This window comes from Tabrizicola caldifontis, from assembly GCF_004762095.1.
Taxonomy (GTDB): Bacteria; Pseudomonadota; Alphaproteobacteria; order Rhodobacterales; family Rhodobacteraceae; genus Tabrizicola; species Tabrizicola caldifontis.
Genome location: NZ_SIJH01000002.1, coordinates 99,538 through 118,544, shown reverse-complemented (window position 1 = coordinate 118,544; position 19,007 = coordinate 99,538). Strand labels below are relative to the sequence as shown.

Below are 19,007 nucleotides of genomic sequence, written 5' to 3'. Positions count from 1 at the left end.
CCGAAGGCGTGATGTCGGAAGCAAAGCGATGGATCTTTCGGAACGTCTGGCCAGGGAACGGCGCGCGCGGCTGGCTGCGGAACGGTTGCTTGAACAGAAAAGCCGTGAACTTTTCGCCGCAAACGAAAAGCTGGCGATTCATGCCCGTGCCCTGTCCGACCAGATCGTGGAGCAGCGCCAGGCTGTGCGATCCGCGCTGACCGAGGCCGAGGCGCTGAAGTCGCAGAACCATCGCGTTCTCAAGGACCTGGATCGCGCGCATACGGCCGCAGTCATGGCAGAACGCCGGCTTTGGGATTCGATCAATGCGATCCGGGATGGTTTCGCGGTTTTCGACAGCGCACTGCGCATGGTCACGGCAAACCGCGCCTGGCTTGCCCCCTTCGGCGGCCAGCCGGTAGCCCCGGGAATCGCCTATGCCGAAATGCTGCGCCTGATCGCCGGATCGGGCCGGATCGACCTGGGCGCGGAAGAGCCCGAAAGCTTTGTTTCCAGAATGCTTGCGCGGATCGGGGGCGACCCGATCGAACCCGTCACGCTGAAATTCCGCAACGGCACCTGGGTCAAGCTGCAGGACCATCGCGCCCGTGACGGCGACCTTGTCTGCCTGGCAATCGACATCACCGAACAGATGCGGAACTGGGCCGCGATCGAGGCGATACCGGATGGCTTCGTCCTGTTCGACCGCGAGGACCGCCTTGTGTTCTGCAACCGCCGCTACCGTGACATCCATCCCCCCAGCGCGGATATCATCGCCCCCGGTGTCACCTTCGAACAGATCCTGCGCCACGGGCTGAAGCTGAAGAAATACCCCGAGGCCGAGGGAAGAGAGGAGGAATGGCTGCATCAGCGACTGAAGCGGCACTTCGCCCCTTCCTCGATCAGTGAGCAGCAGATGCCCGATGGCCGCTGGCTGCGGGTTCTGGAGCAGGCCACGCCCGACGGCGGCCATGTGGGCCTGCGGGTTGACATCACCGAGGCCAAGCAGCAGCAGCAGGCGCTGGAAGATGCACGCAACGCCGCCGAGGCCGCCAACCGCGCCAAGTCGGCCTTTCTTGCAAACATGAGCCACGAGATCCGCACCCCGATGAACGGTGTCGTCGGCATGGCGGAACTGCTGTGCGACACCACCCTGAACGAGGAACAGCGCCTTTTCGCCGAAACCATCCGGTCGTCGGGCGAGGCGTTGCTGGTTATCATCAACGACATCCTCGACTATTCCAAGATCGAGGCGGAACGCCTGACCTTGCGCCCCGAACCCTTTGACCTGGAGCGCACGATCCACGAGGTGACGATGCTGCTGCAACCCCGCGCGCGGGAAAAGGGCATCGACATGATGATCGACTTCGACATGTTCCTGCCCACGCGGTTCGTCGGCGATCCGGGGCGGCTGCGCCAGGTGTTGACCAACCTGATCGGCAATGCGGTCAAGTTTACCGAAACCGGCCATGTCCTGACCCGCGTCGTCGGCGTGGACAGCCGGGACGGGATGCAGACCCTGCACGTCACGGTCGAGGATACCGGCATCGGCATCGCGCCCGAACACCTCGACCACATCTTCGGCGAGTTCAATCAGGTCGAGGACGAGCGCAACCGCAAGTTCGAGGGGACCGGGCTTGGCCTGGCCATCACGCGCCGCCTGATCGAACACATGGGCGGCGACGTCTGGGTGGACAGTGACCTTGGCAAGGGCTCGTCCTTCGGGTTTCGCGTGACGCTTCCGGTGGCCGAAGACGCCGGCCCGGTGCAGGCGCCGATTGCCGTCAGGCGGGTGCTGGCCGTGGACGATCAGCTGATCAACCGCACGATCCTGGAACGCCAGCTTGCCCCCTGCGGGATCGAGGTGACGCTGTGCCGTTCCGGGGGCGAGGCGCTGGAGCGGCTGTTATCGGACCCGCCCTACGACGTGTTGCTGACCGACCATGCCATGCCCGAGATGGACGGCGTCGCCCTGCTGGCTGCGGCGCGCGCCGCGGGGCATGGGTTGCCGGCGATCCTGCTCAGCTCAAATACCTGCGGGCAGGGCGGGGCGGCCGACAGCTTTGCCGCGATCCTGCAGAAGCCCGTTCTGCGCTCTGATCTCTACCGCCACCTTCAGGCCCTTTCCGCACCGGTTTCCGTGGCCGATCCCGTCATTGCGGCGCCGCCATCCGACAAGCGACGGCTGCGGGTGCTTGCGGCCGAGGATAACAGGACCAACCAGCTGGTCCTTCAGAAGATGGTCCGCGCGATGGATCTTGACCTGGTCTTTGCCGACAACGGGCGCCTTGCGGTAGACCTGTACCAGAGTTTCCGGCCTGACATCATCTTCATGGACATCTCCATGCCCGAGATGGATGGAAAAGAGGCCGCCCGTGTGATCCGTTCTCTTGAACCGCCCGGGGCGCACGTTCCGATCGTCGCCCTTACGGCCCATGCGATGGAGGGCGATGCCGAGAACATCCTTGTGGTCGGGATCGACGAGTGTCTGACAAAACCGCTGCGGAAGACCGCGATCGAGGCCGCGCTTGCCAGGCATTGCCCGCCGGATGTGCGCCCCCCGCTGACCGCTGCCTGACCGGTCAGTCGCCAACAGGAACAATCCGCCGCCCGCCCGAGGCAATCCCCTCGCGGATTCGGCTGTCCACGTCTTTTCCTGCCAGCGAGGCCAGAAAGCCATTGAATTCGGGCGTCGTCCTGGTCGCCAGGCGGCCTGCCGCGATGACCTTGTCCACCTCAGCTTCAGCCGGGTCGGAACGGCGTTCATCCCGTCGCGCAGGGCTGGGGGGAAGGGTTGCGAAACTGACCTTGCCGACGAACAGTTTCACATCGCGGCAGTCCCATCCGGCGGCCGAACCGCGCAGCGCCATTCGATCAGCTCGCTTTCCCACTGCCGCAGCTCGCCGCGCATGGAATCATAGCCCGAACGGCTGGCGGCAGCCAAGGCGATGGTGGCGATCGACTTCGCCAGCGCCTCGCCGCCGGGACCGGGAACCTTCTTTGTCCAGTCGTCATCCTGGTCCACCCCGGTGTTGGCCACCAGGAACAGCATCCGCTTCAGCCTGACCGCCTCGGCCGCCGTCAGCGGCGCATGGGGCACCTGCGCCCGGGCGCGTTCCACCGCAAGGCCGGTGGCGCGGTAGTTGTCGGTGATCCCGCCGTCCGGAAGCTTGACCAATTTCACCTCGTCGGGGTCGGCATGGCTTTCCAGCGCCCGCGCACGGGCACGCATCGCCGCCGTGACCGCGGGGTTGTGGCGGGCCGCGGTCAGCCAGTCGGGCTCGCGGTAATCGCAGCGCCCGTGATGCGCCTCCAGCACGATGGGGGTGAAGACCAGCGGATAGGCCGCAGCTGCCGCCACGGTTTCGCTGAGGCGGACCTTCGAGAGGTCGGAACAAAGCGCATCGAAGGTTTCCGGGCTGAACAGGAATGGCACGTTGTTCGCCATGTCGGTGGCGTTGATCCAGGTCTTGACGCGAGACCGTTCGTGCAGGTCGCCAAAGGTCGCGCCATGGAACAGCCGTTCATCCAGCCAGCGCCCGAAGGTGTCGCGCCGGTTCACGACCCCTGCCATGCCCTTGGCGATGGTCAGCGGGTTCAGACGGGAGGTTACCATGTACTCCTCGCCGTCCTGCACCAGGACACGGTCGCGGAACCTGGTCAGCCCGGCTGGCCCGTTCAGCCCGAACTGCGCCGCCATGATTGACCCGCCCGACACGCCCGAGACCAGATGCACATGGTCGAGCAGGCCGTCAGGCGTGCCGGTTTCCACCCCGGCGGCGCGCAGTTCCTCAAGCATGCCATAGGCAAAGGCGGTGGCCCGGAACCCGCCGCCAGAGAAGGCGAGACCGACGTAAAGCGCGCCGTCGCCGATAGTCGCGGGTTCGACAAGCGCGGGATTCTCGCCTTGCAGAGGCTGGTTCCACGGCGCGCAGCCCAGAAGGATCAGCAGGAGAAGAAACGCGCGCCGCATGTCGGGCCCGTTTCGGGGTCAGCCAGATTGCTGAAGCCTTGGCCAGAGGATTTCAAGGGTGAAACCGGATCCCCCTGGCATCGAAAGCTGCGCGCCGTGCCGGGCCGCAATGGCGCGGACCAGGGCAAGGCCCAGGCCGTGGCCCGGCAGGGCACGGTCACGTTCGGCACGGACGAACCGCGCGAAGGCCTCGCCCCTCATCGCGCCCGGCAGGCCTGGCCCGGTGTCGGCAACGCGCATCAGGTGCCGGTCGCCTGCGGTGCACCACTTGATCGCGTTGTCCAGAAGGTTGGCCAGCATCTGCGCGATCAGGTTGCGGTCGCTCAGCACCCCAAGGCCCGGATCGATGGTTGCCCCGGCCAGCAGACCCTTGTCCTCGGCCAGGGGCTGGTAAAGCTCCCACATCTCGGTTGTGACTACGGAAAGGTCCACCGGCACCAGTCCGCCACCCGTGCCCTGGTCGGCCTCGGCCCGGCTGATGTCCAGAAGCGGATCGAACATGCAGATTGCCTGGCGCATTTCGGTCTTCAGCTCGGCGGTCAGGTTGTCCTGATCCTCGATCCAGCCCAGTTTCTGCAGCATGCGGTTCAGGGGGGTGCGTAGTTCATGCGCGATGATGTCGGACAGGCGGTGCGTTGCCCGGTTCAGATTCCGGATGCGGTCCAGCATGGCTTGGACATGGGTTTCGAGCAGGCCGAATTCGTCATCGGAACGCGGCCTCGGCAGGCGGGCGTCCAGCTGGCCTTCGGCCACACGGTCGGCCAGCGCGTTGATCCGGTTGATCCTGGCCATGACCGAGCGCGCCGCGAAACCGCCAACCAGCGCGCCAGCAACAAGAAGGGCGCCCAGAAGGCCGAGCATTGCCCGCCGCATAGCCGCCAGCCCCGCGGGCCAGCCCGCGCGGGTGCCTGCAAGAACGGTGCCGCCCCGGTCCATCAGCAGAAGCATCTCGTCCGCCGTTGCCGCCGCAGCGCGGTAGTCGATGGCCTGGCGCAGCGCGATGATCCAGTGCTGGTCATACAGCGCGGCAAAGCCGTCAAGATCGGCCGATTGAAGACCACGCTGCGCCTCCATCAGCCGGGCTTCGACAAGGCGGTACTGCAGCGCCATCGCGCCCAGAGACAGCGCCGCCACTGCCAGCGCCATCGCTGCGGCCAGCCGCAGCGTCGCGCATCGCGTCGCTTCGCGCCTCTTCCAGCTTGCGGCGCAGCCGCCCGACATGAACATCCACGACATTTGTGTCGGGGTCGAAATGCAGGTTCCAGACATTTTCCAGCAGCTGCATTCGCGTGACCACCTGACCCGCGTGGCGGGCAAGGAAGGTGATCAGTTCGAATTCCTTCGGACTGACCGCGACATGCACGCGCCTGACATGCACCGTTCGCGCCTTCAGCCGGATTTCCAGATCGCCGAAGGCCAGCAGATCGTTGTCCTGCACCTGCATCGTGGCGCGCCTCAGCAGCGCACGAAGGCGGGCGCGCAACTCGTCGGGTTCAAAGGGCTTCGCCAGATAGTCGTCGGCGCCCTTCTCCAGCCCCTCCACCCGGTTCGCGGCACGGCCCAGCGCAGACAGGATCAGCGCCTGCGAGCCACCCGCCCTGATCTGCGCCATCGCCTCTACCCCGTCGCCACCGGGCAGCATCCTGTCCAGCACGATGACCTTGTAAGGGTAGATGCGGCGGCGATCCCGGCCTCCAGCGTGGCGCAATGGTCGGCGGCGCAGCCTAGGTGTTCCACTGCGGCGCACGGCGGCGGCGGTTTCGGCGTCATCCTCGACGATCAGGATGCGGTCGGACATCGGCATGGGATCATTCAGAACACGGCCACTGCCGGATCAAGCACATTCGCCCCGCCAACCGGGCGCATCCCGTCGTGGCTGCCCCAGGGGTCCAGACGGCTATGTCGCGTCGCCTCACTCGGCGCCTGCACCAGGATCAGGACCTGAGCGGTGATCTCGTCATCGGCAAGGTCCACCGCAGCGCCGTTGACTGTCAGGATGCGGTCGCCTCTGCCAAGGCCCGCATGCAGCGCGGGAGAGTTGTCGCTGACGGTGGTCACCATCCCCGACCCGTCCAGCACCACACCCAGCGCGGCGAGGCGGCAGGATGTCACCGCCTCGGGCATCGTGGCTGACGCCTGGCGCAGCTTCAGTCCCTGCGCCTGATCCCGGGCTGCGAGCGACAGGGGCAGATCCGGCGTCTTGCCGCCGCGCAGGATGGTCAGCCTGGCATGACCCGCGATGCTGGCCCGTTCCACCGCAAAGGCAAGGTCGCCGGGACGCAGCAATTTGGCCCCGTCCACCGCAATCAGGATGTCGCCGCCGACCAGTCCGGCCTGTGCCGCCAGCCCCCCGGCTCTACCCCGTCGATCAGCAAGCCAAGGCTGGACAGACCCAGCGCCTCGGCTACCTGGCGGTCAGCGTGAACTCGATGCCGAGCGGCGCACGCAGCGCAAAGACCTTGATCCCGAGGGCGGGCAGGTCGGCGAAAGCGGCAGGCCCGGCTTGCCGTTCAGCTCCGGCGGGGCAGAGATCACCGCCACATCGCGCACCGGATCGCGGGCGATGACCGCAGCCACCGCCTCGACCTCGTGGCGCGTGACCAGCCGCACGGCTTCGGCCTCGCCCACCACATGGGCGTTGGTCACCACCACCGATCCGTGGCCGCAAAGAAAGGCCGAGCCGAGGAACCGGTCCTCGCTATCGGCGCTGCGCACGGTGAAGACCCGGTCCATTGCCGCGTCCGGGGGCAAGGCCGCCGCCGGGCGCACCAGCACCAGCAGCAGCACCATAAGCACCGCCAGCCCGACACTTTCGCCACCATGATGCAACCCTTGTCCAGCGTCGGTGCCGTCTTGCTGGCAGCGCCCCCTGCCAAGGGCACATGACAAAGGCCGTCATGCGGAAATCCCGCATTTGCAGGTGGAAACCCGCGGCTCATCCTTGCGCCACCCAAAGCCGGACGAGTCCCCCCGCGATGCGCCCCACGCTGCTTGCCCTGTCCATCTTCTGCCCGGCTGTGCCCGCCGGGGCCTATGCCCCTTCGCCCGTGAAGCTGGCCGAACTTTCCGCACGAACCTGTGCGGCAGGGGTCGCGGCGGCGTAACCGATGCTGATCCTGTCGGCGGCAAGGCTGCGCAAGGCGCTGGCCCCGGTGCGATCGGATCGCGCCGCCATCGGGGGCGCAGCGGGCGAGGGCGAACCCATGGGCTGGGAAGAAATGCTGGCCACCGCAAGGGCGCTGGCGGCGGGGGACGAGGCGCTGCTGGGTCTGATCGACGACATCCTGGCCGAGAAGTTCAAGGGCGTGGCTTCGGGTCCGGTCTACAACATCGGTTCGCTGAAGAACGGCGGCGGCGACACCTATCCGCCGATCGAAACCCGGGGCGGCGAATATGCCGAGGTCTATGTCGAGGCCCGCGCCGCGACCAACCTGAACCTGACCGTCCATGACGATCAGGGGCTTCTGGTCTGTTCCGACACCGATATTTCCCACATCGCCCATTACGGCTGGATCCCGACCGAAGCGGGCAGTTTTACCGTGAAAGTCGAAAACAGGGGGCCGGCTTCGGCGGCCTATGCATTGATGACCAACTGATCAAACAGGTTAATCTCTCCTCTGCCCTTTGCCTTGCTGCCCTGCCTGCCCCGGCGCGACAGAACCATGCGTTGCTGATCGGGGTGGACCGGTATCAGAACCGGGCCGAACGCTGGTGGCTGAAAGGCCCCGGCAACGGTGTGCAACTGGTATCCACCTATCTGACCAGCCGGGCCCCGGTGCCTTTCGCGCCGGAAAACGTGACGATCCTGTAGGACGCAGTCGAGGGCGCGCCGCTTCCGACGCTGGGTGCGATCCGCGCGGCCTTTGCCGATCTGACCGCGAAGGTGGAACCGGGGGATTTCGTCTATCTCCATTTCTGCGGCCACGGCACGCAGGCCCCGGCCCTGGATCCGGCAACAGAACTTGACGGGCTTGATGATTTGTTTCTGCCCGCGGACATCGGACCCGGGTCGAACCAGATCGGCGTGGTGGAAAACGCGCTGATCGACGGATTGCGCACCAGAGGGGCGAATGTCTGGGCGGTGTTCGACAGCTGCCACTCCGGCACCGTGACCCGCAGCCTGGACGGCGCGGATGAAGAGGTGCGCACACGACAGCTGCCGCCAGAGGCGCTGGGAATCGATCCGCTGGCAGTAGAGCGTCTGGCCACCCGCAGCATCGGCGACCCGCGCAGGACCGAGGCGCCCTTCGATGCGACAACCGGCGAAGGCAGCCTTGTCGCCTTCTTTGCCGCCCGGACGAATGAGGTGACGCCGGAACGGAACATGCCCAGGGGCAAGCCGGGCCCGCAGGGCGTGTTCACCTTCACGCTGATGGAGGTTCTGGCCGAATTTCCGCAGGCGACCTATGGTCAGATCGGGCAGGAAATTCTGCGTCGATATTCGGTGCAGAACCTGGCGACATCGACACCACTGTTCGAAGGCGACCTTGATCGGGTGGCCTTCTTCGGCGAGGGCGGCGCCAGGGTTTCGCAATGGCAGGCCAAGGTGACGGATGCGGGCTTCGCCATCCCGGCGGGCAGCCTGCACGGGCTGCCGGAAGGCGCGCTACTGGCGGTGATGGCTTCGGCCGCCGATGCCAGCGACGCGGCGCTGGGCTTTGTGCGGCTGACCAGCGTCGACACCTTCTCTGCCACCGCTCAGCCGGTCGAGCATGAAGGCAAGACCCTGCCCGCCGACCTGCCGAAGGGCGTGACCCTGCGCAAACTGGACGAGGCGCTTGACTTCACCCTGTCGGTCGCCCTGCCACTACCAGGATCTGCCCCTGCCGATGCGCTGCTGGCGGCGCAGGACGAGCTGAGGGCAAATGCCGGACCGCGTCTGAATTTCGTTGCCGCCGATCAGGACGCCGACCTGCGGCTTGCCGTCCTGTCCGACAGCCCGCGCCCGGACGCGATCTGGGTGCTGCCCGCGACGGGACTTGCCGGGGACTTCGCCTCGACCCCCTCGGCTTCGACTGCCGACAAGGATGGCGCGACGCTGGCGGCCACGCTGGCCGACATGCTGACCACCATGGCCCGGGCGCAGAACCTGCTGAAACTGGGGGCGGCGGTCGGTGCCGGCAATCTGGATGTAGAGGTGGAATTTCTGACCCGCACGCCAGGGGAACGGACGCTTGAGCCCCTGCCCTTCACTCCGGTTCCGACCCTCTTGCCCGAGGATAAGGTACATGTGCTTGCGCGGAACAACACCGACGGGCCGGTGGACGTGAACGTCCTTTACATCGGCGCCGACTGGTCGATCAGCCATTGGTTCGCGGGTCGGCTTCAGCCGGGTGACGAACTGAAGGAAGGCCTGTTCAAGATCTCGGACCAGGTGCTGGGGCAGGAACGGATGCTGGTCGTGCTGACGCCTGCAAAACCGCAAAGCCCGGTCGAGGATCTGTCCTGGCTGGCGCAGTCGGCGCTGGACAGCTCGCGCAGCCTGGGCAGATCGGCCTTTGGCGATGTGCTGGCCGAAGCCGGGTTCGGCATGACGACACGCGGTGCGATGCCCCTGTCGGACGCCGGTGACGATGCTTTCCCATGCCTGCGATCCTGCAACTGGAGCTGCGTACTGTTGCGCGCGACTAGAGTGCAGGTGCCGCACAACGCAGAACGTCCCGGGAAATTCCGGCAAAAACGGCAAACCCCATCGCAAGCGCAGGATCTTGGTGCCATAAACACCGCATGCTTCATGTCACCGACACCCTCACCCTTGCCGAATGGGAGCTTTCCGAAAGCTTCATGCGTGCATCCGGTCCGGGCGGGCAGAATGTAAACAAGGTTTCGACCGCCGTCGAATTGCGGTTCGAGGCCGACCGTTCGCCGCATCTGGTGCCGGGGGTCAAGGCGCGGCTGAAACGACTGGCCGGCCGGCGCTGGACGAACGAAGGCGCCATCGTGATCCAGGTCGATGACACCCGCAGCCAGGCCCGCAACCGCGAGATCGCGCGCGAAAGGCTGGTCGAACTGATCCGCGCTGCGCTGGTTGCACCGAAGCGGCGGATCGCCACGAAGCCGACCTTGGGCAGCCAGCGCCGCCGCATCGCCGCCAAGACTGCGCGCGGCGAGGTGAAGGCGCTGCGCAACCGGGTGAAGGACGAAGAATGACCCCAGTCGAGACTGCCGCGAATCATTGGGAAGGGCGGGTGCTGCGCCTGATCCGCGACCGCGAGAATCATGTCTTCGAGATGGTGACCCCACAGGGCCGCGCTGCGCTGCGCCTGCATCGTCCGGGCTATCAGTCGCCCGTCGCGATCCGGTCGGAACTGTGGTGGTGCGCCGAACTGGCCCGGGCGGGTCTGCCAATTCCCGCCCCCCTGCCCGCACACGACGGCAGGCTTCTGGTGGCCCTGCCCGGTGGTCTTCATGCCTCGGCGATCCGCTGGCTGGAAGGCGAGGCTCTTGGCGAGGCGGCAAGGCCCTTCACCCAGCCCCTGCCGAAGGTGCTTGATCTCTACCACGCGCTGGGCGCGCTGCTTGCCCGCGTGCATCGTGCGACGGACGCGCTGACCTTGCCCGAGGGCTTTACCCGCCCACGGTGGGACCGCGCGGGTCTGGTCGGTGACCAGCCGCTGTGGGGCCGCTTCTGGGAGCATCCCTCAGCCGGCCCCGACCAGCGCGCCACGCTGATCCGCGCGCGCGATGCGCTGCGCGAACGGCTGGCTGGCGAGACGGGCCTGATCCATGCCGATGTCCTGCGCGAGAATGTCCTTGTGAACGACCGTTCGGTTTCCCTGATCGACTTCGATGATTCCGGCTACGGCTTCCGGCTTTACGACCTTGGCACCTCCCTGGTGCAGACCGTCCTGCACCCCGAACACCCGCAACTGCGCGACGCGCTGATGCAGGGCTATGGCACGACCGACACCTCGATGGTCGAGGCCTTCATGCTGGCCAGGACGCTTGCTTCGGTTGGCTGGACGATGCCGCGCCTGGCACCGGACGATCCCATCCATCGCAGTCACCTGCAACGTGCCGTCATCTGCGCCGAACGGGTGCTGAACCGCGCGTGACGGGGGCCAAAGGGCCGCTTATCCAGCCCCGCCCCTGGGCGGCGGCTACCGGCGTGCCGTAGGCGGCAGGATCCTTGTCCTGGGTCTTGCAGGGGGTGACCGGCGGGGTTGGTGCGCGACCGATCCTGAAGTTGTGCGCGATCGGCTAGACCACGACCTCCTGCACCTCTTGCTGACCGACGCCGAAGACGCGCTTGTAGCGCTCGATCTCCTCGGCCGGGCCGGTCGCCTTGGCGGGATTGTCCGACAATTTCACCGTGGGCCGCCCGTTTGCGCTTTGCGCCTTGCAGACCAGGCTGAAGGGGGCCAGCGCATCCCCGGCGACCAGGCCGCGGAAATCGTTGGTCAGCATGGTGCCCCAGCCGAACGAAACCTTTACCCGGCCGTGGAAGCGGGCGTAGAGGTCTTCGATCTTTTCCACGTCCAGTCCGTCCGAGAAGATGACCAGCTTCTTCGTCGGGTCTTCGCCGCGTTCCTGCCACCAGCGGATCGCGGTTTCCGCACCCACCACGGGATCGCCCGAATCGATGCGGATGCCGGTCCAGCCCGCCAGCCAGTCGGGCGCATTCCGCAGAAAGCCCTCGGTGCCATAGGTGTCGGGCAGGATGATCCGCAGATTGCCCTCGTGCTCTTCATGCCAGTCGGCCAGCACCTTGTAGGGGGCCTGGCGCAGTTCCTCGTCGCTGTTGGCCAGGGCGCAATAGACCATGGGTAGTTCATGGGCATTTGTGCCGATCGCCTCGACATCGCGGTTCTTGGCGATCAGGCAGTTCGAGGTGCCGATGAACTTCTGGCCCAGCCCTTCCAGCATCGCCTGCACGCACCAGTCCTGCCAGAGAAACCCGTGCCGCCGCCGGGTGCCGAAATCGGCGATCTTCAGGTCGTCAATGCGGCGCAGGCGTTCGATCTTTTCCCACAGCCGCGTCATCGCGCGGGCGTAGAGCACCTGAAGCTCGAACCGGCCCATGCTGTTCAGCACCGCCCTGCTGCGCAGTTCCATCAGCACGGCCAGCGCCGGGATTTCCCACAGCATCACCTCGGGCCAGCGGCCTTCGAAGGTCAGCTCGAACTGACCGTCGCGCTTTTCCAGGTGATATGCGGGCAGGCGCAGCCCCTCGAACCATTCCATGAAATCGGGGCGGAACATCTGCCGCTTGCCGTAGAAGGTGTTCCCGCGCAGCCATGTGCTTTCCCCGCGGCTGAGCGACAGCGACCGCACATGGTCCAGCTGTTCGCGCAGTTCGCCCTCGTCAACCAGGTCGGCCAGACGAATCCTTGTGGACCGGTTGATCAGGCTGAAGACAACGGTCGTATCGGGCTTGTTGCGGAAGATCGACTGGCACATCAGCAGCTTGTAGAAGTCCGTGTCGATCAGGGATCGCACGATCGGGTCGATTTTCCACTTGTGGTTCCAGACGCGCGTGGCGATATCGACCATGGCGACCCCCTGTCCCTTGCCGCGCCATCGCGGCCCACGCCCGTTTTCCCCTGTGGCACGGGGCAAGGCAAGCCCCGCATGTTGCCCGCGCCCGTCAGGGTGGCAGGACGCAGTCGTAGGGCCGTCCATCCGGCATCACGCAAAGGCGCACGGCAAAGTCGGCCGGCAGGGTGCCGGTTCCGGGCAAATGCTTTTCCCGGTCCAGCGCATCAAGGTAGTTGGCGCAGATCGCATTGGCATAAAGCCCGCGCCGCTCATCCTGTTCGAACCACTGCGCGAAGGTCGCACCGATTGCCCGGACCTCGTCGCCACTGGCCGTCATCTCGGCCTCGTAGCGGGTGGCCAGATCTTCATGCGTTGGCCAGTTTCGCAAGGCCTCCCAGGCTTCGGGCTGCCCGGCTTCGCGCAGGCCCCAGGCCACATGGATGCCCATCGCCGCCGCGTCCGCCTCCATCGCCAGGCGAGACCGGATGTATTCGGATGACGAGGTTTCGATCGTGGGGCAGTCGCCCCGGCTGAGCTGTTCGACATGCCGGATCTCGTGGATCAGGATTGCCAGCTGCAGGCCGGGCTCCAGCCCGCCGCGCAGCACGATCCGGTTGGTCGCGGGCTCGAAATAGGCCTGCTCACTGAACAGGCTGTCATCAAGGCAAAGCGTCGGGGCCTGTTCGGCAAGGGTTCTGGCCAGCGATGGGTGCGGCGCGAGCGCACCCTTCAGCGCCCGGAGAAGCCCGGGCAGGCTGCCCTGATCGCCCTCATACGGCGCAGAAAGGCAGATCGCATCGGCCATTCCGGCCCCGGCACCCAGCATGATCCCGCATATCGCCAAACCTGCCAGCCGCCCGGGTGCAGGCGTCATGTCAGCAGAACCCCGGCCGCCAGCATCTCGGCCCGGGCCGCCGCAAGCGAACCGTTCAGGTCGATGGCGCGGCACAGGTCGCTTTGCACGATGACCCGAAAGCCAAGCCGAGATGCATCCAGCGCCGAATAGGCCACGCAGAAATCCGTGGCCAACCCGACCAGCGTGACCTCTGTCACTCCGCGTGACCTGAGATAGCCCTCCAGCCCGGTCGGCGTGGTCCGGTCATTCTCGAAGAAGGCGGAATAGCTGTCGATCTGGGGGCGGAAACCCTTGCGGATCACCAGCTGCGCTGCGTCGGTGTTCAGACCGGAATGAAAGGCTGCACCCGGCGTGCCCTGCACGCAATGCGCGGGCCACAGGACCTGCCTGCCGTAGGGCATGTCGATCATCGAAAAGGGCGCGGCGCCCGGGTGGTTGTCGGCGAAGGACAGGTGATTGGCAGGATGCCAGTCCTGCGTCAGGACAACTGTCGCGAACCCTGACATCAGCGCATTGATTTCCGGCACGATCTCGTCGCCGCCCGCAACGGCCAGGGCACCGCCGGGGCAGAAATCGTTCTGCACGTCGATGACGATCAGGGCTTCGGTTGCGGGTTTCATGGCGTTCTCCGCGATCACTTGTCAGCCCTGACTAGGTTCGGGGGCGGCATGCGTCAAGCGAAGCGCTTGAAAATCCCGAAGCGCAGGCGCAAAGGGGGTCCATGCTGACCGTCGCTGCGCTTTATCGGTTCACCCGCTTTTCTGATCCTGCCGCCCTGCGGCCCGGCCTGCTGGAGGTCTGCGTATCGCATGGCGTCAAGGGCTCGCTTCTGCTTGCGCCCGAGGGGATCAACGGCACCATCGCCGGCACGCGCGAGGGGATCGACGCGGCCCTTGCCGCGATCCGGGCCCTGCCGGGCTGCGCCGATCTGGAATGGAAGGAAAGCCTTGCCGAAACAATGCCCTTCGGCCGGATGAAGGTGAAGCTGAAGCGCGAGATCGTGACCATGGGGCAGCCTGATGTGGACCCCCTTGCCCGGGTCGGGCATTACGTCGCGCCGGCCGACTGGAATGCGCTGATCGCTGATCCCGATACTGTGGTGATCGACACACGCAACGCCTATGAGGTTGCCATCGGCACCTTCTGCGGCGCGGTGGACCCCGGCACGCGCAGCTTTGGCGAATTTCCCTTGTGGTGGCAGGAAAATCGCGACCGTTTTGCAGGAAAGCGCATCGCGATGTTCTGCACCGGCGGCATCCGCTGCGAGAAATCGACCAACTACCTGTTGGGTCAGGGGCTGAATCAGGTCTATCACCTTAAGGGCGGGATCCTGAAATACCTGGAAGAGGTGCCAGAGGAAGAAAGCCTCTGGCAGGGCCAGTGCTTCGTTTTCGACGATCGCGTCTCGGTGGGTCACGGGCTGGTGCCCGGCGGCCTGAAGGTCTGCGGGGCCTGCCGCCGGCCGGTGGCAGAGGCGGACCGGGCCTCGGCGGATTACGAGGAAGGCGTCAGCTGCCCGGCCTGCGTGAACGAATATTCGCAAGCCGACCGCGCCCGTTTCCGGGAACGGCACCGCCAGATGCAGCTGGCGGCCAAGCGCGGCAGGAAGCACCTGGGAGGCTAGGTTTGCAGACCCGATCACGCTGGTGAAAGGGTCTTGCGAGACGGCAGCGGATCCCGCTTTTCCCGCATCCCGCGCTGATGCCGCATGGCAAGCCGGCCACAGATTTCGCGCAGATGTGGGAAAGGACTCTGCCGGTGGGGGCTTCAGGCCGGACCGGAGCCTTCGATTCGGCACCAGACCGACCGGCCGATCCCCTGCCGCCCTGGCATCGCGCATTTCATCAGGCCGGCTTCCGGCGCTTCCTTCAGTCCGCCATCTTCGATGATCGATCCCGCCACCCGCATTACCGGACAGCTTCCAGCCGGGCATCCTGCAAGCTGCAGTCGCGGATGACGTCGGCACCACAGCGCCGGGGCGCAAGGTCGCGGGTCAGGCAGATCCGTGCCTCCTGGATAAGCCCGTTCTTGCAGGTGATCGTGATCTGGTCGCGGCGAAGCCCCGGGTTCGCTTCAAGGAAGGCCGTCTCGATCACGCTGGCCGGCAGGGTCAGGGGGCGAAGGACGCGGGCGAAGAGGTCGGGGATCGCGATGCTGTCATGCGCCGCGCGGGCGGTGCGGTAATAGTCGTTCGCCGAAAGCCCCGAACAGCGCCCGTGCTTCCTCCACTGGTAGAAGGCGGCCCCGGCCCCGCCCATGATGTCGGCCATGGCGGCGGTCTCGCCCCGGGTGGGGTCGCGTTCCACCGTCCGGCAGAACGAGGGCCACCCCTCTTCGTATTGTGGCCACAGCCCGTGCAGCACGAACGTCAGCCCGCGCCCGGGGTCGCACTGCGGATCGTTTCGCGCGTCGCCCTCCAGCGCACACCAGGCGGCGGACCATGACAGGGAAAGAACGTAATAGTCGAAGTCACCCGCGCGCTCGCCCTCGGCCCGGGCGGCGGCAGACCAGCACAAAGCCGCGAGGGAAAGCAGCACTGCACGCATTTCCGCTTCCCCTTTGCGCGATCCGGGCCTATATGGGCAATCGAATTCCCCGAAATCGTGGAACTCGCGGGCCAGGCCCGCAGCCGTTTTCCCGGCACGGGACAGGTTTGTAAAGGAGAGATCCGATGTCGAAACCGCTCATGGCCAAGGCAACCGCCGTCTGGCTGGTGGACAACACGACGCTCAGCTTCGCCCAGATCGCGGATTTCTGCGGCCTGCACGAGCTTGAAGTTCAGGGTATCGCCGACGGCGACGTGGCGGCCGGGGTCAAGGGTTTCGACCCGATCGCCAACAACCAGCTGGACCCGATCGAGATCAAGCGCGCCGAGGCCGACCCGCTGTATCGCATGAAGCTGAAGTTCAACCCCGCCGCCCAGGGCGAGGAAAAACGCCGCGGCCCGCGCTATACCCCGCTGTCGAAACGCCAGGACCGACCCGCCGCGATCCTGTGGCTGGTGAAGTTCCACCCCGAGCTTTCCGATGGCGCCATCAGCAAGCTTGTCGGTACCACCAAGCCCACCATCCAGTCGATCCGCGAACGCACGCACTGGAACATTGCAAACATCCAGCCCATCGACCCGGTGGCGCTGGGCCTGTGCAAGCAGTCGGAACTGGATGCTGCGGTGCAGGCCGCCGCGCGGAAGAAAGCGGCGGAAGGCGTGGTGATGTCGGATGACGAACGGCGCAAGCTGGTGTCTACCGAACAGTCGCTGGGCATGGCGCCGGAACCCAGGGTGCCGACGGGCCTTGAAGTGTTCGGCGACGAAGAGAAGGATACGTCCTCGCCCGCCGACTTCTCGGACGCCGACAGCTTCTTCAACCTGCCTGCTGGTGGGCACGACGACGAGGACGATGACGATCATCGCCGCTGAGACCGGCCCAGGCAGGAAGGTGTGATGGCCATCACCCTGACCTCTCTGACCGATCTGTCCGCGCCGGGCTTCGATGACATCATCGACGTCCGGTCGCCTGCCGAATATGCAGAGGATCATCTGCCCGGCGCGATCTCGCTTCCCGTGCTGGACGACGAGGAGCGCGCGCGCGTCGGCACGATCTACAAGCAGGTTTCACCCTTCACCGCGCGCAAGGTCGGCGCGGCGCTGGTGGCGAAGAACGCTGCCCGGCACCTGGAGGGGCCGCTGGCCGACCGGCCGGGAGGCTGGCGTCCACTGGTCTATTGCTGGCGGGGCGGGCAGCGATCCGGATCGTTCGCCACCATCCTGTCGCAGATCGGCTGGCGGGTGGAAACGCTTGCCGGCGGCTACAAGGCCTGGCGGGCGCTGGTGGTGCGCGAGGTCTATGACACCCCGGTTCGTGCGCCGGTGGTGGTGCTGGATGGCAATACCGGATCTGCCAAGACCGAGGTTCTGAACCTTCTGCCCGGCTTCGGGGTGCAGGCCATAGATCTGGAAGGGCTGGCGCGGCATCGGGGCTCTCTCTTCGGTGCGCTGGGGCCGCAGCCTTCGCAGAAGGCCTTCGAGGCGGCCCTTGCCCAGGCGCTGGCCGGGCTGGATCCGGCGCGGCCCGTGGTGGTTGAGGCGGAAAGCTCGAAGATCGGAAATTGCCGGCTGCCGCCGATGCTGTGGAAGGCGATGGTCGCGGCCCCCCGCGTCGCAATTGCCGCGCCCCGGTCGGCCCGCGCGGCCTATCTGGCCCGGGCCTATGCCGACCTGACCGCCGACCGGGTCAGGCTGGGTCAGGTCGTGGGCCTGCTGCAACCGCTGCACCCGCGCGAGGTGATCGCGGACTGGCAGGCCATGGCCGCCGCAGGTGCGTTCGAGGTGCTGGCGGACAGCCTGATGGAACGGCACTACGACCCGCGTTATGGCCGGCACCGGGCGCGCATGCCGGCGCCGGCAGCGGAAGTCACGGCCGACAGGCTGGCACCGGGCGATCTGCCCGGGCTTGCGGCAAGGATCGCCGAAGCGGTGCTGGGACTGGCGAAGGTCTAGCCACGCTCGATGGCCAGCGCGATGCCCTGGCCGCCGCCGATGCACATGGTGATCAGCGCGGTCCGACCGCCTGTCCGTTCCAGCTCGTGCATGGCCTTGACCACCAGGATCGCCCCTGTCGTCCCCACCGGGTGGCCAAGGGCGATGGCGCCGCCATTCGGGTTCACCCGGGCAGGGTCCAGGTCCAGCGCGCGGCTGACGGCCAACGCCTGCGCTGCAAAGGCCTCGTTCGATTCCACCAGATCGAAGGACTGCGGCCTGACCCCCAGCTTGCGGCACAGGGCCTGCACCGCCGGGATCGGGCCAATCCCCATCACCTTCGGGTCCACCCCGGCCAGGGCATAGCCCATGATCCGCGCCCGCGCGCGGCCGCCGTGGTCGCCCCGGCAAAGAACCAGCGCGGCTGCCCCGTCGTTGATGCCGGACGCATTGCCCGCCGTCACCGTGCCCTCCTTCTGGAACACCGGCTTCAGCGCGGCCAGCGCCTGGGGGCTGGTGGCCTTGGGGTGCTCGTCCGTATCGAAGATCATCGTGCCCTTGCGGCCCGCGATCTGGACGGGAACGATCTGGTCGCGGAACCGGCCCTCGGCAATCGCCCGGGCGGCGCGGGCCTGGCTTTCCAGGGCGAAGGCGTCCTGATCGGCGCGGCTGATCCCGTGGCTCATGGCCACGTTCTCGGCCGTCACCCCCATGTGGCCGGTGCCGAACGGGCAGGTCAGCGCCCCGGTCATCATGTCCAGTGAACGGACATCACCCATCTTCTGGCCAAAGCGCGCGGCCGGAAGGATATGGGGTGAGCGGCTCATGCACTCCGCGCCGCCCGCAAGCGCCATGTCGGCATCGCCAAGCATCAGCGTCTGGGTGGCCGAGACCACCGCCTGTGCACCCGACCCGCACAGCCGGTTCACGTTCATTGCCGGGGCCGTCTCGGGCACGCCCGCACCCATCGCCATCACGCGGGAAAGATACATGTCGCGCGGCTCGGTGTTGATCACATGGCCCATCAGCACCTGCCCGATCTGCCCGCCCTCGACCCCGGCGCGGGCCAGCGCGGCCCTGGCCGCATGGGTGGCAATGTCGATGGGCGGCAGCGCTGCAAGCGACCCGCCAAAGCCGCCGATGGCGGTGCGGGCCGCGGAAAGGATGTGAATGTCGGTCATGGGGGCCTCCGTCCGTGGGCCCAGAATGCACGAAATCCGCGCGGGCGCAGAGTCGACGTTGCG

General features: G+C 66.5%; 21 protein-coding genes and 1 pseudogene. 10 read left to right on the top strand and 12 right to left on the bottom strand.

Annotated elements, in window-relative coordinates:
* The first annotated feature begins 28 nt into the window (after nt 1-28).
* Nucleotides 29-2,557 carry a hybrid sensor histidine kinase/response regulator gene (locus EYB42_RS02145; protein WP_135447708.1) on the top strand — a complete coding sequence of 843 codons (2,529 nt, stop codon included), beginning with the start codon at nt 29-31 and terminating at the stop codon, nt 2,555-2,557.
* A gap of 4 nt (nt 2,558-2,561) precedes the next feature.
* Here EYB42_RS02145 and EYB42_RS02140 read toward each other — a convergent pair whose 3' ends face one another.
* The 7 genes and pseudogenes from EYB42_RS02140 to EYB42_RS02115 all read right to left on the bottom strand — a co-directional run bounded on the left by EYB42_RS02140 (nt 2,562) and on the right by EYB42_RS02115 (nt 6,781).
* Complete coding sequence (locus EYB42_RS02140) at nt 2,562-2,807, bottom strand: hypothetical protein (protein WP_135447706.1); 246 nt, start codon at nt 2,805-2,807, stop codon at nt 2,562-2,564.
* Entirely contained in the window at nt 2,804-3,952 is a 1,149-nt protein-coding gene (locus EYB42_RS02135; protein ID WP_135447704.1) for a patatin-like phospholipase family protein, read from the bottom strand. Before EYB42_RS02135 ends, EYB42_RS02140 begins: the two co-directional genes overlap by 4 nt.
* A gap of 18 nt (nt 3,953-3,970) precedes the next feature.
* On the bottom strand, nt 3,971-5,098 hold the full coding sequence (locus EYB42_RS02130) for a HAMP domain-containing sensor histidine kinase (protein WP_167850894.1): 1,128 nt from the start codon (nt 5,096-5,098) through the stop codon (nt 3,971-3,973).
* Nucleotides 4,989-5,750 (bottom strand): response regulator transcription factor, encoded by a 762-nt coding sequence (locus tag EYB42_RS02125; RefSeq protein WP_240783932.1) that lies wholly within the window; start codon nt 5,748-5,750, stop codon nt 4,989-4,991. Before EYB42_RS02125 ends, EYB42_RS02130 begins: the two co-directional genes overlap by 110 nt.
* A gap of 14 nt (nt 5,751-5,764) precedes the next feature.
* Nucleotides 5,765-6,013, bottom strand: a complete 249-nt coding sequence (locus EYB42_RS17680) for a PDZ domain-containing protein (RefSeq protein ID WP_276605842.1) — start codon at nt 6,011-6,013, stop codon at nt 5,765-5,767.
* A 159-nt stretch (nt 6,014-6,172) separates the two neighbouring features.
* Nucleotides 6,173-6,301, bottom strand: a pseudogene (locus EYB42_RS17675) (hypothetical protein); the annotation flags it as partial.
* 66 nt (nt 6,302-6,367) lie between these two features.
* Nucleotides 6,368-6,781, bottom strand: coding sequence for a S1 family peptidase (locus EYB42_RS02115; RefSeq protein ID WP_135447695.1), 414 nt, complete (start codon nt 6,779-6,781; stop codon nt 6,368-6,370).
* Nucleotides 6,782-6,927: 146 nt separating this feature from the next.
* Between EYB42_RS02115 and EYB42_RS17670 the strand changes: the two genes are divergently transcribed.
* The 6 genes from EYB42_RS17670 (at nt 6,928) to EYB42_RS02095 (ending at nt 11,007) form a co-directional block, all read left to right on the top strand.
* Nucleotides 6,928-7,056 carry a hypothetical protein gene (locus EYB42_RS17670; protein ID WP_256371605.1) on the top strand — a complete coding sequence of 43 codons (129 nt, stop codon included), beginning with the start codon at nt 6,928-6,930 and terminating at the stop codon, nt 7,054-7,056.
* Between the two features lie 3 nt (nt 7,057-7,059).
* Entirely contained in the window at nt 7,060-7,548 is a 489-nt protein-coding gene (locus tag EYB42_RS02110; RefSeq protein WP_135447693.1) for a hypothetical protein, read from the top strand.
* A 71-nt stretch (nt 7,549-7,619) separates the two neighbouring features.
* Nucleotides 7,620-7,763, top strand: coding sequence for a hypothetical protein (locus EYB42_RS17245; RefSeq protein ID WP_167850892.1), 144 nt, complete (start codon nt 7,620-7,622; stop codon nt 7,761-7,763).
* A 30-nt stretch (nt 7,764-7,793) separates the two neighbouring features.
* Nucleotides 7,794-9,770, top strand: a complete 1,977-nt coding sequence (locus tag EYB42_RS02105; protein ID WP_135447691.1) for a caspase family protein — start codon at nt 7,794-7,796, stop codon at nt 9,768-9,770.
* Nucleotides 9,680-10,102, top strand: a complete 423-nt coding sequence (gene arfB, locus EYB42_RS02100) for an alternative ribosome rescue aminoacyl-tRNA hydrolase ArfB (RefSeq protein ID WP_135447689.1) — start codon at nt 9,680-9,682, stop codon at nt 10,100-10,102. The genes EYB42_RS02105 and arfB overlap by 91 nt, the downstream gene beginning before the upstream one ends.
* Nucleotides 10,099-11,007, top strand: a complete 909-nt coding sequence (locus EYB42_RS02095; RefSeq protein ID WP_135447687.1) for a phosphotransferase enzyme family protein — start codon at nt 10,099-10,101, stop codon at nt 11,005-11,007. Before arfB ends, EYB42_RS02095 begins: the two co-directional genes overlap by 4 nt.
* 145 nt (nt 11,008-11,152) lie before the next feature.
* Here EYB42_RS02095 and pncB read toward each other — a convergent pair whose 3' ends face one another.
* From pncB to pncA, 3 genes are all read right to left on the bottom strand, one after another.
* On the bottom strand, nt 11,153-12,445 hold the full coding sequence (pncB, locus tag EYB42_RS02090) for a nicotinate phosphoribosyltransferase (protein ID WP_135447685.1): 1,293 nt from the start codon (nt 12,443-12,445) through the stop codon (nt 11,153-11,155).
* A gap of 94 nt (nt 12,446-12,539) precedes the next feature.
* Nucleotides 12,540-13,304 carry a DUF6782 family putative metallopeptidase gene (locus EYB42_RS02085; RefSeq protein ID WP_135447683.1) on the bottom strand — a complete coding sequence of 255 codons (765 nt, stop codon included), beginning with the start codon at nt 13,302-13,304 and terminating at the stop codon, nt 12,540-12,542.
* A complete protein-coding gene (gene pncA / locus EYB42_RS02080) occupies nt 13,301-13,906 on the bottom strand; it encodes a bifunctional nicotinamidase/pyrazinamidase (RefSeq protein WP_135447680.1) in 606 nt (201 codons plus the stop codon). The genes EYB42_RS02085 and pncA overlap by 4 nt, the downstream gene beginning before the upstream one ends.
* Before the next feature lie 101 nt (nt 13,907-14,007).
* Between pncA and trhO the strand changes: the two genes are divergently transcribed.
* Nucleotides 14,008-14,910, top strand: a complete 903-nt coding sequence (gene trhO / locus EYB42_RS02075; RefSeq protein ID WP_135447678.1) for an oxygen-dependent tRNA uridine(34) hydroxylase TrhO — start codon at nt 14,008-14,010, stop codon at nt 14,908-14,910.
* 283 nt (nt 14,911-15,193) lie between these two features.
* On the opposite strand, the gene EYB42_RS02070 is transcribed toward trhO, so the two are convergent.
* Entirely contained in the window at nt 15,194-15,832 is a 639-nt protein-coding gene (locus tag EYB42_RS02070; RefSeq protein ID WP_135447676.1) for a ribonuclease T2 family protein, read from the bottom strand.
* Nucleotides 15,833-15,957: 125 nt separating this feature from the next.
* Between EYB42_RS02070 and EYB42_RS02065 the strand changes: the two genes are divergently transcribed.
* Nucleotides 15,958-16,704: a DUF1013 domain-containing protein gene (locus EYB42_RS02065; RefSeq protein ID WP_135447674.1), complete on the top strand. Its 747-nt coding sequence runs from the start codon at nt 15,958-15,960 to the stop codon at nt 16,702-16,704.
* A gap of 24 nt (nt 16,705-16,728) precedes the next feature.
* A complete protein-coding gene (gene mnmH, locus EYB42_RS02060; RefSeq protein ID WP_135447671.1) occupies nt 16,729-17,784 on the top strand; it encodes a tRNA 2-selenouridine(34) synthase MnmH in 1,056 nt (351 codons plus the stop codon).
* Here the strand turns inward: mnmH and bktB are convergent.
* On the bottom strand, nt 17,781-18,944 hold the full coding sequence (gene bktB, locus EYB42_RS02055; protein ID WP_135447670.1) for a beta-ketothiolase BktB: 1,164 nt from the start codon (nt 18,942-18,944) through the stop codon (nt 17,781-17,783). The genes mnmH and bktB overlap by 4 nt on opposite strands.
* Nucleotides 18,945-19,007 lie beyond the last annotated feature (63 nt).

Bases quoted from the DNA above. Each gene is read 5' to 3' on its own strand.
- EYB42_RS02145 (WP_135447708.1), top strand. From the start codon at position 29: ATGGATCTTTCGGAACGTCTGGCCAGGGAACGGCGCGCGCGGCTGGCT.
- EYB42_RS02135 (WP_135447704.1), bottom strand. From the start codon at position 3,952: ATGCGGCGCGCGTTTCTTCTCCTGCTGATCCTTCTGGGCTGCGCGCCG.
- EYB42_RS02130 (WP_167850894.1), bottom strand. From the start codon at position 5,098: ATGGCGCTGGCAGTGGCGGCGCTGTCTCTGGGCGCGATGGCGCTGCAG.
- EYB42_RS02125 (WP_240783932.1), bottom strand. From the start codon at position 5,750: ATGTCCGACCGCATCCTGATCGTCGAGGATGACGCCGAAACCGCCGCC.
- EYB42_RS17680 (WP_276605842.1), bottom strand. From the start codon at position 6,013: ATGGTGACCACCGTCAGCGACAACTCTCCCGCGCTGCATGCGGGCCTT.
- EYB42_RS17670 (WP_256371605.1), top strand. From the start codon at position 6,928: ATGCGCCCCACGCTGCTTGCCCTGTCCATCTTCTGCCCGGCTGTGCCC.
- EYB42_RS02110 (WP_135447693.1), top strand. From the start codon at position 7,060: ATGCTGATCCTGTCGGCGGCAAGGCTGCGCAAGGCGCTGGCCCCGGTG.
- arfB (WP_135447689.1), top strand. From the start codon at position 9,680: ATGCTTCATGTCACCGACACCCTCACCCTTGCCGAATGGGAGCTTTCC.
- EYB42_RS02095 (WP_135447687.1), top strand. From the start codon at position 10,099: ATGACCCCAGTCGAGACTGCCGCGAATCATTGGGAAGGGCGGGTGCTG.
- pncB (WP_135447685.1), bottom strand. From the start codon at position 12,445: ATGGTCGATATCGCCACGCGCGTCTGGAACCACAAGTGGAAAATCGAC.
- EYB42_RS02085 (WP_135447683.1), bottom strand. From the start codon at position 13,304: ATGACGCCTGCACCCGGGCGGCTGGCAGGTTTGGCGATATGCGGGATC.
- pncA (WP_135447680.1), bottom strand. From the start codon at position 13,906: ATGAAACCCGCAACCGAAGCCCTGATCGTCATCGACGTGCAGAACGAT.
- trhO (WP_135447678.1), top strand. From the start codon at position 14,008: ATGCTGACCGTCGCTGCGCTTTATCGGTTCACCCGCTTTTCTGATCCT.
- EYB42_RS02070 (WP_135447676.1), bottom strand. From the start codon at position 15,832: ATGCGTGCAGTGCTGCTTTCCCTCGCGGCTTTGTGCTGGTCTGCCGCC.
- EYB42_RS02065 (WP_135447674.1), top strand. From the start codon at position 15,958: ATGTCGAAACCGCTCATGGCCAAGGCAACCGCCGTCTGGCTGGTGGAC.
- mnmH (WP_135447671.1), top strand. From the start codon at position 16,729: ATGGCCATCACCCTGACCTCTCTGACCGATCTGTCCGCGCCGGGCTTC.
- bktB (WP_135447670.1), bottom strand. From the start codon at position 18,944: ATGACCGACATTCACATCCTTTCCGCGGCCCGCACCGCCATCGGCGGC.